The following is a 13,105-nucleotide window of genomic DNA, read 5'->3' on the forward strand; positions in this document are numbered from 1 at the left end:
AAAAAATAATGAGTAAATACTCTACAATCAAAATAATAAGTGCATAATTATGAATAAAACGTTGATTTTAGCTAGCTGCATTTTGGCAACACCTACCGTTTTTGCAGATAACTTACCAATGACACCAGAAGCTGTAACCGCAAGTTATGCTTCTGAAGTACAGGACACACAAACATACACTTATGTCCGGTGCTGGTACCGCCCTGCACAAAATCATGACGACCCTTCCACTGACTGGGAGTGGGCGCGTGATGATAACGGTGACTACTACACCATCGATGGGTATTGGTGGTCATCGGTTTCATTCAAGAACATGTTCTATACCAACGCCTCTCAAACAGAGATAGAAAACCGCTGTAAAGAGACACTTGATGTTCATCATGACAGTGCCGATCTTCTTTACTATGCCTCGGATAATCGTTTCTCATACAACCATAGTATTTGGACAAACGACAACGCTCTCAACAACAGAATCAATCGTATCATTGCTTTTGGAGATAGTTTGTCGGATACAGGTAACCTATACAATGGTTCCCAATGGGTATTTCCTAACCGCAACTCTTGGTTTCTTGGCCATTTCTCGAATGGCTTTGTATGGACTGAATACTTAGCCCAGGCAAAAGGGGTCCCGCTGTACAACTGGGCAGTGGGTGGCGCTGCGGGCACCAACCAATATGTAGCCTTGACAGGGATTTATGATCAAGTTACGTCTTACTTAACCTATATGAAGATGGCAAAAAACTACAACCCTGAGAACAGTTTAATGACTCTTGAGTTTGGCCTAAATGACTTTATGAACTATGGCCGAGAAGTGGCCGATGTTAAAGCAGATTTGAGCAGCGCATTGATTCGGTTAACGGAATCTGGAGCAAGTAACATTTTGCTTTTCACCTTACCCGACGCAACTAAAGCTCCACAATTCAAGTATTCAAACCAAGAAGAAATTGATACCGTTCAAGCCAAGATTCTTGAGTTCAATGACTTTATTGAAGAGCAAGCAAGGTTATATCAAGATAAAGGGCTAAACGTGGTTCTGTATGACGCCCACGATATCTTCGATAAAATCACATCCAACCCTAAGCAGCATGGTTTTGAGAACTCAACGGATGCGTGTTTGAACCTCAATCGCAGTTCTTCTATTGACTACTTATACAGCCATGAGTTAACCAATGACTGTGCCTATCATAGCTCTGATAAGTACGTGTTCTGGGGTGTCACTCACCCGACAACAGCAACGCATAAATATATTGCCGATCAAATCATTGCGACGAAGTTAGATCAATTCAACTTCTAGAGTCAGTCCCTATCAAAAGAGGCAAAGTCATTTGCCTCTTTTCATCCTTTAATGCATCACTAAGCCGCTACACGCCTCACTCTGAAGACATTAATGCCGAACAAAGTAATTACGGCAAGTACAAATGGAAGTACATAGATATTTAAGCTCTCCCACCCCACTGTCGCCTCTAACCAACCAGACAATAATGCAGTCATTGTCACACAGCTAAAGACAAAAAACTCGTTAAATGCCTGAGCCTTAGATTTGTTATGTGTCTCATAAGACTGACTGAACAAACTCGTAGCAGCAATAAACATAAAGTTCCATCCAACGCCGAGTAAAACAAGAGCCAATGAAAAATGCCAGATAGATTGTCCGTGGATATTGATTGCTACACACAGTACAAATAAGATAGCGCCAGTGAGGATCATCTGCCTTGCGCCATATTTCTCAATCAGTTTACCGGTGAAAAATGCTGGAACAAACATACCCAAAACGTGCCATTCAATAACCCCTGCGGCTTTCTCAAAATCGAAGCCACAACCAATCATTGCTAAAGGCGTTGCTGTCATCAAAATATTCATTACCGCATAAGCCACCATGGCAGCAAATACAGCTAACATGAAGTTAGGTGCTTTAATGATTTGCCTGATCGAATCTGGGCTATCTTTTGTTTTACTTAGCTGATGACTTGGAAATTCAATAGTTTGCAACAGGAATAATGCGATGATGTTAAGTACAATGAGAGACATAAACGCCCCGACATAAAGTGAATCACCTGTCATCTGCTGTGAGTAAACAGCAAGGTTTGGCCCAAGAATAGCAGCCAGTACACCACCAGCCATAGATATTGAGATTGCTTGATGCCGTGCATTTTCCTTACAAACTTCTATGGCTGCAAAGCGGTATAAAGTCCCAAAGCCGATACCAATACCTAATAGAAAAGTGCCGAAACAAAACAAATAAAACTGCTCACTATACAGAGCGTATGTCGAAACAGACGCCCCCGTAATGCCCACTAGATTCCCTAAGCTAAAGCCTTTTCGCCTACCGAACCTCCCCATGATCAAAGAGGCTGGAATAGTGGCACTCATCAAGCCAAGAAATTGCAGAGCTACAGGCAAAGTAATCATACTTTCAATCGGTGCTATTTCCTTACCTACTAGTCCGATCACAGATATCAGGAGAATGTTTCCTGTCATCAACAATGCTTGACACAGTGAGAGAATCCAAACGTTTCTGTTCACTTTAATGCCTCTTTAACCGCTGCATTTGCGTGTATCTCTGCAGTATCGAATAAAGGAACTTCCGTGTCGTCCTCGCTAATGAGTAAGCCTATCTCAGTACATCCGAGAATCACCCCCTGTGCACCTTGCTCACCTAAATCTTCTATGACCGTTTTAAAGTCCTGTTTTGATCTTACGCTCAGGGTACCAAGACACAGTTCATCATAGATGACGTCATGTATAAGTCGGCGCTGAACACCATTCGGAACAATAACCTCAATCCCAAATTTATCCGTCAAACGTTGTTTGTAAAATGATTGTTCCATGGTAAATGCAGTACCAAGTAAGCCAACTTTATTGATTCCTTGTTCAACCAATACTTGACCTGTTGTATCAGCAATATGTAGTAATGGAATAGAGATCGCCTCTTCTACCTGACTGGCTACTTTATGCATTGTATTGGTTGCAATAAGCACAAAGTCCACACCTGCTTTTTCTAGGGACTGGGCAGCATTACTCAGAATAACCGCTGTTTTCTCCCATTCGCCTTTATGTTGCAAAACTTCAATCTCCGCAAAATCGACGCTATTTAGAATCAACTTTGCAGAATGCAAGCCCCCTTTCTCAGCTTTGGTTGCTTGGTTAATCTGCTTGTAGTAGCTGACTGTTGACTCCCAGCTCATACCACCAATAATACCAATTGTTTTCATCGCACTTCCCTTCACATGATTACTACACCAATTAATCAAATGCGTAACAAAATTACAAGATGATTTCCAAGCTCACTGACATAAAAAAGCCCTGAGTAGAATCACTCAGGGCTTTTCAATTTCTATCACCAAATTTAGCTGGTAACTTCTTCTTTGACGGGGAGCACTTGCTTGACATAGTCACCAGGAGCAGGGCCAAGTACAGGGAACTGCTCGTTGCCTGTATTAAACGGCTCCACTTGCTCTTCTGGGCTAAAGCCTAATAGCCATTGATGCCAATGCGTCCACCACGATCCTTCAGTGTGCTGCGCATTACTTAACCATTCATCCGCGCTTTCATCTAAGCTGTCATTGGTCCAAAAACCGTATTTATTCTTAGATGGATGATTGACGATACCCGCAATGTGGCCAGACTCACCTAAAACGAACGTTTTATTACCACCAACGTTCAAAGCACCGCGATACGTACCCTGCCACAAGGCAATATGATCTTCTTTAGTGGATACAAAGTAGCTTGGAATCTTAATCTTATTGAGATCGATCCATACACCACCAATCTTGACACCCTTGTCCTGTACCAATTTATTGTTCAAATACAGTTCACGAAGCATAAAGTTGTGACAGGTTGAACTGACATTGGTGCTATCACTGTTCCAGTACAACAGATCAAAATCTACTGGGCTTTGGCCTTTAAGATAGTTGTCTACATAGTAATTCCAGTAGAGGCTATTTTCACGAAGCAGGCTGAAAGTCACGCTCAAAGAGCGGCCATCCATATAGCCCTTAGCGTTATTCTGCGCTTCAATGGCACTGACAATCGTATCGTTGATGTATGCACCTACCTCTCCAGGTTGCGAGAAGTCGAGCAATGTAGTGAAGAAGGTTGCACTCTTAATACGTTTTTTCATTCGCTTCGCAGCATAGTAAGCAATAGTACTTGCCAATACAGTGCCACCAATGCAGTAACCCGCTGCGTTAATCTGCTCTTGTCCGGTAATATCTTCAATCGCAGATACTGCCTTGACCACACCATCCGTCACGTAGTCGCCAAACTCAACATGGCTTTGTGCCTTACCAGGGTTACGCCACGACATCATAAATACCGAGTGTCCCTGTTCAAGCAGCCAACGAACCATTGAGTTTTTCTGGCGTAAATCAAGGATGTAATATTTGTTGATAAATGGCGGCACGATTAAAAGTGGTGTTGCATACACTTTTTCCGTCATCGGACGATACTGAATTAACTCAAACAGTTCATTACGATAAACGACTTCACCTGCCGTATTAGCAACATCATCACCTAAACGAAACGCGTTATTGTTCGTCATGCGAATCTTTAAGATATCAGCACTCGACTCTGCGTCTTCTTTCAGTTGTTCTAAGCCTGCAAGAAGGTTTTCACCATTTTGCTCCAGAGTCAGTTTCAATAGCTCCGGGTTAGTCGCGATAAAGTTACTAGGAGACATCGCATTGATTGCTTGCCGAGAAAAGAAGCTAATGCGCTCTTTCGCTTTTTCATCTAAGCCTTCAATGCTATCGATAGTTTGTAGGTAAGTTTTACTGAAAAGTAAGTATGACTGTTTGATGAAGTTATAAAACACATCGTTTTGCCATTCTTCATTGGAGAAGCGTTTATCTCCTTTTTCCGCTTCAACAACAGATGTGTTGTTTTGTGCCAAAACGACATTTTGCCAGATTTGCAGTTGCTGTTGCCACCAATCAGCTTGGATTTTCAACATAGTAGCTGGTTGGTTAGCTGCACTTTCGAAGAGTTTCGTTGTATCTTCGAAATTGACTTCTTGCATGGCTTTGTTTAGAGGGGAATTAACGGCTGCCCTGCTTAGTTCTAGATCTTCCCACCATTGTTGATTGGTTTCCTGAAGCTTCACAAGGTAGTCCGAAAAGAAGTGTTGATACATATTGCTACTCCTATGATCGGAAAAAATGCCGCCTCTCGGCGGCAAACAAGTCAGTGCTATGCGGGAGTCACTGTCTTAAGGTTTTCCGTAGTAAGCTGATCAACATCATCTTTGAACTCTTTAGCGATAGATTGTAGCTTGTTGCTGTCATCCATCATTTGCTGAGAGAGCTTTGTAAGTACAGAAAGCTGCTGGCTGTTGAATGCAGTCAGAGAAGTGACATCTTTAATCTCACTTGCCGCTTTCATTTGAGTTAGGCCCATTTCGCTGTAAGTACGGATAGCATTTAGCTGAAGCTCTGTTAACACTTCTACGTTCTTAGTCACAAGTTTGTTGAATTTTACGTAGGGCTCTAGGCTTTTTTCAGTTTGGTCTGTGAAAGATTTGAAAAAATCAGTGTACATAGTCTTACTCCTGGGTTAATTCCATTTTAATTTGGCTAAAATTCAGGCTCGAATTGAATTTAAGCGATTGATTTAATAACGACGGCCGTTCCCATACCGCCACCAACACATAGCGAAGCGACACCATAAGTCCCATTACTTCGGTTAAGCTCGTGTACAAGAGAAACCAAAATACGGTTACCTGATGCACCCAGAGGGTGGCCAAGAGCAATTGCACCACCATTTACGTTGGCTTTATCTAAAATTGAAGAAACAGATACATCGTGCTCTTGTGCGAGTTTATGGATAACACCAAGCGCTTGAGCGGCAAACGCTTCGTTCAACTCATAAACATGTATATCGTCTGTGGTAATATCCGCTTTACTCAAAGCTTGCGTCACAGCTTCAACAGGCCCCAATCCCATGATCTGCGGGTCTAAACCGGACTGCGCGTAGCTAACTATTTCAGCAATGGGTTCTAAGCCATGTTGTTGAACCGCACTCTCGCTCGCAACGATAATGGCACTCGCACCGTCATTGATACCAGAAGAATTCCCAGCCGTTACCGTCCCTTCTTTATCGAATGCTGGGCGCAATTTTGCTAAACCACTTAGCGTAGCACTTGCTTTAGGGTACTCGTCGGTATCGAACACAATGGTTTCTTTGCGTTTTTTCACATCCACAGCAACAATTTCATCAACGAATTTGCCAGCTTCAATCGCAGCCACTGCTTTCATTTGGCTAGCCAGAGCATATTCATCTTGCTGCTCACGGCTAATGCCCACTTCTCGCGCAACATTTTCAGCCGTTTTACCCATGTGGTATTGGTTAAATACATCAGTTAAGCCATCGTTGATGAGCAGATCCGTTAGATTCATGTTGCCCATCTTGTGGCCGTCGCGAATGTTGCTAGGCACAATGAAAGGAATTTGAGACATCACCTCTACGCCAGCGGCGACGACGACAGATGCATCACCGGAGCGAATGTGGCTGACCGCGTCCATGACGGTTTTCATGCCACTGCCACATACCATATTCAGTGTATAGGCAGGCACAGTCTCAGGGATTCCAGCATAGATGGCGGCCTGACGACCAATTCCCATGCCTTGCCCTGCACCAACCACGTTGCCGACAATCACTTCATCAACTTGTTCAGGGCTTACCTTCCCTTGTTCCAATGCAGCCTTAATAGCAATTGAACCTAGGTTTCCTGCTGCAATGTCTTTTAATGTTCCACCAAATGCACCGATTGGTGTGCGTTTTGCGGCAACAATATAAACTTTTTCCATCACACTCACCCTTAATGCATGTATAAGCCGCCGTTTACGGACAATGTCTCACCCGTAATATATGCACCCGCATCGCTGACAAGAAATGATACAGACTTAGCGATCTCTTCTGGTGTAGCAAGACGCTTCATCGGAATCTGAGCTTTAATCGACTCCAGCACTTCTGGCTTCATTTGCTCCACCATTGGCGTGCCCGTGTAGCCTGGAGCAACCACGTTAACAGTGACACCACTTCTTGCCCCTTCCGCTGCAAGCGCTTTAGAAAAACCGATCATACCGGCTTTCGCTGCAGAGTAGTTTGTCTGACCAAACTGGCCTTTGAGACCATTGACTGAAGAGATATTAATGACTCGCCCATTGCCTTTTTCACACATCGCAGCAAACAAGGGTTGCGTAACATTAAACAAGCTATTGAGATTTGTTTCGATGACATCTTTCCAAGCTGATGCGGTCATTTTCTTGAACACACCATCACGAGTAATACCTGCATTATTCACAACAACATCGATGGTGCCTTCTTCCTCTAATAGCAAAGCCAAACGTTCAGCACATTGTTCAGTGTTTGTGACATCCAACTCAAACAAGCGGACTTGATCTTCGTTGAATTCTTTGTCGTTAAACCAATCCAGAGCGCACTGATAGTTACCAGTAAAATAGGTAGCGATTACACGATAGCCATCGTTCACTAGTTGAGAAGAAATTGCAGAACCAATTCCGCCTTTTGATCCCGTGATCAAAGCGACTTTTTTCATTAAGAGACTCCATTCTTAACAGCAATTAAATTTATTCGCCACTAACTGGTGCTCAAGCCAAGCACCAACCAACGTTATTAGTAATATTTCAGTAAGGCACTTTCTGTCCTTGTTCTGATAAATAAAACTAAACTCTTAATGTTACAGTTCAAATACTTTTTGAGTTTAGTTGCATAATGTTGAACGAGATCTCATAAGGAATGAAATGTTATATAAGTGTTAACTTACCATAAGCCATTGATTTGAAATGAATTAAATTAAAGCTTATTTTTATCAGAAGTGTATAAAACATTGTTTTAACTTGAATTTTCATTGCTTACACCTATTTCATCAGTCTTTATCACCTTTTAAAAAGCAAGTATTTTTGTTGCAGATAGGTTGATATTATCATGACAAAATAATCAATTTCCTATGACGTTTAGTTTTCATTATGCACTTTATGGAATTTACAATTCTAATAATTAAATAAAATGCATCCTATTAATTTTGGAATATATTAAAAATCTCTAAATATGTTTTCAAATATAATCATTTCTAAATATTTTATACTTATTCTATAACTCACCCCGTTGTAGAACCTAAAACATACCATGCCCCCAACCGCTATTTGAGTTCGCTTCTAACCCAGTGATGACCAGAGTTTAGTAATGTGTTTGTCACGGCTAGTTGGCTACACGTCTGCACCCTGCGCTTATTTACCGCATGCATTATAGGTTTATGGTATGAATATTTTCGTGCTTTAAGAGATGAAAAGCGGTTAGATTTCTGATAGAAATACCGCGTCGTAAGTAATTGAAAAAGAAAATGCTAGAAAAAAAACAAGGCCGCCGTAGCGCCCAAGATGCCGAGCAGACGAAGTGCGATATCATGAAGGTTGCGACTGAACTATTTTGCGAGCTTGGTTATGAACGTGTATCACTACGTAATATCAGTGAAAAAGCTGGAGTTTCACACAGTTTGATTCGTCATCACTTTGGTAGCAAAGAAAAAATCTGGCACGCAATCAGTGACCGATTACATAGCTATATAGAGGCTTATATTCATACCATCGTCAATAATATGCCCAAGGGTATAAGTCCGAACATAAAGCTGTACTTGTTTTCTGTTCAGCTTCTCGCCCATCTATTGACCTTCAAGCAACCAATACAACTTATCGCCGATGCCGTACGCCAAGAAGATACACTTTTTGACTACTTCATTGACCATTCAGGCGAGCTGGAAGCGTTAGTCAACCGCATTGCTGATGACTATAATCAAGCATTCCCCAACACTCCGATAAAAATCTGGGAAATCAAATGGCAAATGATTATGTTTGCACACGGGGCAGCTAGCCTCGAACCATTCATGCGAGAAACCTGGAGGGATGAAACCGAGGACTATTCACAGTGCTTACTCAAGCATTGGAATATGTTCAATCAGATGATGGCATGTCGCTTTCAAGTTCCACAAACAGATATGCTTACACCAGATAAAGTTGAAGAGTTAGTCTTTGATCTAACTTGTGAGCGATAAAAAAGTCTGCGCTAAGCAGACTTTTTCTATTGAAAATTATTTAACAGGTTCTGGAAATTAGTATCGATAATAAAATACGTCGCCGCATACATAATGGAGAACAATATCGCTGATACACCTAATGTCACTCTTGGAGGTATAACTCGCTTCAAAGGTTGCTTTAGGTATTTGGCTTTAAGATTCACCAAGGATACTTTTTCGTTTTCCGCTAGCCTTTCATCTTTAATGAGGCGATAAATTGTATTGGCGATATCAGCAAGCTTTTCCTGTCCTCTTTCTTCTCGGCCATACTTTCCTTGAAAGCCAAGCTGAATAAGAAGGTAAAGCAATTCGATGACGTATCGATAACGACGCGGATCTGCTTTCAAACGTTCGAGAATAGTAAAAAACTTATCACCACCTGAAGTTTCATTGTGAAACTCAGCCAGCAGACTATTTTGACTCCAGCTACTGTTTGATCCCCACTCTTGACGGCATACTGCTTCATCAATTGCAGCACATAAGCAATAGCGGATAACCAATATTGATGCACGATCGACTTCCATCTCATTTAGCTTACGTTCTCCCTTGCGTATTTCACGAGCAATCTGCTCCCGAAACGGCATAGGATCTTCGAGCCAAGGAATAGAAGACATACATGACAGGCTAGCAATTAACCAAGAAAACTGATCTACCAGCGGGTTGACACCCATTTTCTCGATATTCGGATCTTTAACCGCGATATTTCTCGACAAGTCAGGCGCGGGCATCACCTCCATTGGCTTACCCGGCTCTGGCTGGAACAATACAACGGTTACATCGTTATCTATGTAACTCATGCTCTAACTGCCCATAGCTGTAGCGATAGATTAGCGAAGTCTCCAGAAACATGTACTGCAATCGCCGATGCACTTTCTAATGCGGCCCATTCTTCACTTGCTCTGTCGAGCTCAAAATAGGTATAACCTGCATGATATGGGAGCGCTCTCGGCACAACTGGCATTGGCTTAATACCGATACCAGGAAGCTGTAAGTTAATGAGATCACGAATATTATCGATAGACCCAATCTTGGTCTGACTAACAAATTGAGTATGAAGCACATCAAGGGTGACGTCTGCTTTCACAGCCAAGATAAAGGTTGCGGTTTCAACCACTTTCTTATCAGGGATCACCGCTGTACGAATACCGAAGTTCTGCTCTTGCAGCGTTAATGGTATTGCACGTTGCTCGGACATTACACTTAATGTGCGCTTCGCATTCTCCAACGTACGCGATAGACAACTCGTTAAATCACCGTGGTTATACTCTATGAATTCAGGCGGTCTACGAGAAGCAGAGCACAATGTTGAAAGCTCACCTTCCGCCTGAAGCAAGATACGGTACAGTGACTCAGGATGAACACCTTCAACACTTGAAAAATGCCAGAATAGAGGTTCATAACGGTTGAGCGCTTGTAACAGCATAAAATCAGAGACCGTTGATACACCTTGCTGGTCAACGGTACCGAGGCGTTCCACAATCGATTCCGCGCGGTGCTTTAACATCGAAGCAAATTCACTGGTGAACTTACTGAGTACTTCTGATGCATTGATATCAATACAAGTTGGAATGTAACGATCGTCCAGCACAACACTGCCATCTGGTTTTACTTCAGAGACTTTAAGAATCGGAATTGCAGTGTAGGCACTACGATCCTCATCTTCGTACATTAACCGAAACTTAAGTTGTCCGACCGCGATGTTAGCTGTGTCTTCACTTTCGTATACCGCGTCGACAGCATCCTGATGACGCACAATATAACGAGCACCGTCTTTGTCAGAGCCAAACAACTCTTCTCGCTCAGAAGGCAGCGGACAACACAAATAAATCACTTTATCGGTAATTGACGGGTCAACTTCTTTGACGTCAGGCACCTCAGCCAAAAGGGGCAAATCAAACGGCGTCCGATCTTGAAGAACACCTACCGCTCGGGTAACAGCGATCTTTCCTTGAGTCAGTAATTCTGTATTGATTTCGATACGATTCACACCCCAGTGTAGTGGTGTACTACTGGCAAACAGCATGGTGCTTAGTTTCGTCTGAGCACGATCAAATTGCTGAAAGTGTTGTGGTTTCATGAACATGCCATCTTGCCACACTACAGGATTATATAATGACATTTCGTTGTTCCTTAAAAGTAAGTTTGCTCAATTCCACGCGTAGAGTTGAACGACAACTCGCTTCCCTCTAGCTTCAGTTTTAAGAAGTATTCCGATTTTTCTTCAATTAACTCGACTTTTCGCCACGACGAGCCATTAATGTCACGAAAAGCCGCTGAAAACCCCAATGCTCTTGTCGCAGGATCAAGGACAAGCACTTCATGGATTTTTTCACCCGGCTTTAGCTGGTACTCATAACGTTTAATGTATTCATCACCAAGTGATGCCTTGTCATTCTCGAATAAGGCAAAGAAGTCCAAATTACGAAACAATACTGGAGAGGTTAATTCATGAATACGAAGAATGACTGGAGAAGGTTGCCCTCCATCACGCTGATTTAACTGAGGTGAAGCTTCAATGATCAACTCAATAGATGAGGTTTCCGGCGTAATGCCGCTCGACTCCTTGAACTGATCCCACATTGAGCAACCAGTTAAGGAGAAGAATAAGAAAAGGACGATAAGTTTACGCATATTTTTCTTTTAAGAGTCGATTATAATTTTCTTGAACGAGTTTTTTCGTGCCCACTCCGTGTACACCTTTTAAACTCTCCAAATAGTGCAATTTGTACGTATCCCACAATTTTTGTTTGGCCAGAAAACCTTTGTTCTCGCTCTTCTGCTCAAAGATTATTGGATCGTACTGGCTGATACTTTGTTGAACATAGCTATTCAGAGCTTGCTCATATAAAGACTTATGCTCGCTGATTTCATCCAACATTTGCTCTACAAGTTCGTTGGGTGACAACATACTTTGCTTGTTTAGATCCAACATTAAGCTGATCAAATCGGTGTCCGCGGGCGTATGAGATTGCTTCAATTCTTCAATTTCAACAAGCTCATGCTGCAGTTTTGTCATACACAAACGTAGGCAAATCCCCATCTGTTCGAACAGGCGAGGATCAGCATCAAGTAATTCATCATCAGTCACACCCAGACCTTTCTTGAACGAAGACAACAAATCGCTGTGTGAATGCTCAGGAGTCACCGCACCTTTTTGTCTATCATGCCCTTCAGAAGGTTGCGACTCAATTTTAGGTGCGACTTCTTCCCACTGCTCGCTCTGGACTTTTATTGCGCTTGGCACTGATGCGGTGGATTGCTGCTGCGCAGGTACTGAAGCAGTCGTGTTCTTGGATTGTGGGCGCGGCGTTACAGGTGGTATAGTGTTTTCCACTTGTTTAGGCTGAGCATCAACACCAGCCATCCAGTCTTCAGGAATCAGACTCGGTGCATCAAACTCTGAATAAACACTTAGGCTGTCATCGACCATTTGACGTGCTGATTCATTCGCCACAACAAACTGCTCAAGCTCTTCCTCCTCTGAACGAATAAGATGCTCTTCGCTTCTATCAAGTGAGAAATCCAAGTGTGTCATTGGGTCAGAGGCGTCTGACTCGTCCGATTTTGTCTCAAGGAAAATTTCTTCCAACGGCCCCTGTTGCTCAAGCTCTGCAGGCACTTCATCCAGATTAACGAGCGGATCCATTGTATCTCGGTCAGGGGTAATATCGAATGCAATATCCGCGGTATTAGTAGTACGTTCTACGCTGACTGATAATTCATACTGCCCTAATACAATACTATCCCCTTCATGGATTGGGATAGGTTGATTTTTAAGCAGTTTATTCCCATTGACAATGACTCCATTGGTGCTGACGTCACTAATATAATACGCATCACCATAAATACTCACTAAGCAGTGAGTACTGGAAATATAACGATTGTGGTCAACCAAAGGAACTGAACATCCTGGGTTGCGGCCAATAGAGCCACCACTTTCTGGTAACTCTACGAACTTTGCTCCCGTGTATTCTTCAGGATGCTTTGATATGACTATAACCAAGCGCTCTAACAAAG

12 protein-coding genes are annotated in these 13,105 nt (G+C 42.6%); 2 read left to right on the forward strand and 10 right to left on the reverse strand.

The window, feature by feature from the left end:
* The first annotated feature begins 46 nt into the window (after nucleotides 1-46).
* The gene (locus tag CTT30_RS19775; protein WP_239865353.1) at nucleotides 47-1,294 is read left to right on the forward strand and encodes an SGNH/GDSL hydrolase family protein; all 1,248 of its coding nucleotides are present in this window, start codon (nucleotides 47-49) and stop codon (nucleotides 1,292-1,294) included.
* A 59-nt stretch (nucleotides 1,295-1,353) separates the two neighbouring features.
* Here the strand turns inward: CTT30_RS19775 and CTT30_RS19780 are convergent, their stop codons facing one another.
* From CTT30_RS19780 to CTT30_RS19805, 6 genes are all read right to left on the reverse strand, one after another.
* Nucleotides 1,354-2,523, reverse strand: coding sequence for an MFS transporter (locus tag CTT30_RS19780; protein WP_252036750.1), 1,170 nt, complete (start codon nucleotides 2,521-2,523; stop codon nucleotides 1,354-1,356).
* Nucleotides 2,520-3,212 (reverse strand): aspartate/glutamate racemase family protein, encoded by a 693-nt coding sequence (locus CTT30_RS19785; protein ID WP_239874568.1) that lies wholly within the window; start codon nucleotides 3,210-3,212, stop codon nucleotides 2,520-2,522. Before CTT30_RS19785 ends, CTT30_RS19780 begins: the two co-directional genes overlap by 4 nt.
* Before the next feature lie 134 nt (nucleotides 3,213-3,346).
* Nucleotides 3,347-5,131 (reverse strand): class I poly(R)-hydroxyalkanoic acid synthase, encoded by a 1,785-nt coding sequence (gene phaC, locus CTT30_RS19790; RefSeq protein WP_239835221.1) that lies wholly within the window; start codon nucleotides 5,129-5,131, stop codon nucleotides 3,347-3,349.
* A 56-nt stretch (nucleotides 5,132-5,187) separates the two neighbouring features.
* Entirely contained in the window at nucleotides 5,188-5,535 is a 348-nt protein-coding gene (locus tag CTT30_RS19795) for a phasin family protein (protein WP_239835222.1), read from the reverse strand.
* Nucleotides 5,536-5,594: 59 nt separating this feature from the next.
* Nucleotides 5,595-6,803: an acetyl-CoA C-acetyltransferase gene (locus CTT30_RS19800; protein ID WP_252036751.1), complete on the reverse strand. Its 1,209-nt coding sequence runs from the start codon at nucleotides 6,801-6,803 to the stop codon at nucleotides 5,595-5,597.
* An 11-nt stretch (nucleotides 6,804-6,814) separates the two neighbouring features.
* On the reverse strand, nucleotides 6,815-7,555 hold the full coding sequence (locus tag CTT30_RS19805) for an SDR family oxidoreductase (protein ID WP_239835224.1): 741 nt from the start codon (nucleotides 7,553-7,555) through the stop codon (nucleotides 6,815-6,817).
* An 804-nt stretch (nucleotides 7,556-8,359) separates the two neighbouring features.
* Between CTT30_RS19805 and CTT30_RS19810 the strand changes: the two genes are divergently transcribed.
* Nucleotides 8,360-9,067: a TetR/AcrR family transcriptional regulator gene (locus tag CTT30_RS19810; RefSeq protein WP_239863957.1), complete on the forward strand. Its 708-nt coding sequence runs from the start codon at nucleotides 8,360-8,362 to the stop codon at nucleotides 9,065-9,067.
* Between the two features lie 26 nt (nucleotides 9,068-9,093).
* Here CTT30_RS19810 and icmH read toward each other — a convergent pair whose 3' ends face one another.
* Genes icmH through tagH form a run of 4 tightly spaced genes read right to left on the reverse strand, consistent with a single transcriptional unit; the run spans nucleotide 9,094 to nucleotide 13,103 of the window.
* A complete protein-coding gene (icmH, locus tag CTT30_RS19815; protein ID WP_239835226.1) occupies nucleotides 9,094-9,885 on the reverse strand; it encodes a type IVB secretion system protein IcmH/DotU in 792 nt (263 codons plus the stop codon).
* Nucleotides 9,882-11,207: a type VI secretion system baseplate subunit TssK gene (gene tssK / locus CTT30_RS19820; RefSeq protein WP_239835227.1), complete on the reverse strand. Its 1,326-nt coding sequence runs from the start codon at nucleotides 11,205-11,207 to the stop codon at nucleotides 9,882-9,884. Before tssK ends, icmH begins: the two co-directional genes overlap by 4 nt.
* A gap of 11 nt (nucleotides 11,208-11,218) precedes the next feature.
* Nucleotides 11,219-11,719, reverse strand: coding sequence for a type VI secretion system lipoprotein TssJ (gene tssJ / locus CTT30_RS19825; protein ID WP_239835228.1), 501 nt, complete (start codon nucleotides 11,717-11,719; stop codon nucleotides 11,219-11,221).
* Nucleotides 11,712-13,103: a type VI secretion system-associated FHA domain protein TagH gene (gene tagH / locus CTT30_RS19830; RefSeq protein WP_239863955.1), complete on the reverse strand. Its 1,392-nt coding sequence runs from the start codon at nucleotides 13,101-13,103 to the stop codon at nucleotides 11,712-11,714. The genes tssJ and tagH overlap by 8 nt, the downstream gene beginning before the upstream one ends.
* Nucleotides 13,104-13,105: the final 2 nt, after the last annotated feature.

The organism is Vibrio coralliilyticus, from assembly GCF_024449095.1.
Taxonomy (GTDB): Bacteria; Pseudomonadota; Gammaproteobacteria; order Enterobacterales; family Vibrionaceae; genus Vibrio; species Vibrio coralliilyticus_A.

Bases quoted from the DNA above. Each gene is read 5' to 3' on its own strand.
- CTT30_RS19785 (WP_239874568.1), bottom strand. From the start codon at position 3,212: ATGAAAACAATTGGTATTATTGGTGGTATGAGCTGGGAGTCAACAGTC.
- phaC (WP_239835221.1), bottom strand. From the start codon at position 5,131: ATGTATCAACACTTCTTTTCGGACTACCTTGTGAAGCTTCAGGAAACC.
- CTT30_RS19795 (WP_239835222.1), bottom strand. From the start codon at position 5,535: ATGTACACTGATTTTTTCAAATCTTTCACAGACCAAACTGAAAAAAGC.
- CTT30_RS19800 (WP_252036751.1), bottom strand. From the start codon at position 6,803: ATGGAAAAAGTTTATATTGTTGCCGCAAAACGCACACCAATCGGTGCA.
- CTT30_RS19805 (WP_239835224.1), bottom strand. From the start codon at position 7,555: ATGAAAAAAGTCGCTTTGATCACGGGATCAAAAGGCGGAATTGGTTCT.
- CTT30_RS19810 (WP_239863957.1), top strand. From the start codon at position 8,360: ATGCTAGAAAAAAAACAAGGCCGCCGTAGCGCCCAAGATGCCGAGCAG.
- icmH (WP_239835226.1), bottom strand. From the start codon at position 9,885: ATGAGTTACATAGATAACGATGTAACCGTTGTATTGTTCCAGCCAGAG.
- tssK (WP_239835227.1), bottom strand. From the start codon at position 11,207: ATGTCATTATATAATCCTGTAGTGTGGCAAGATGGCATGTTCATGAAA.
- tssJ (WP_239835228.1), bottom strand. From the start codon at position 11,719: ATGCGTAAACTTATCGTCCTTTTCTTATTCTTCTCCTTAACTGGTTGC.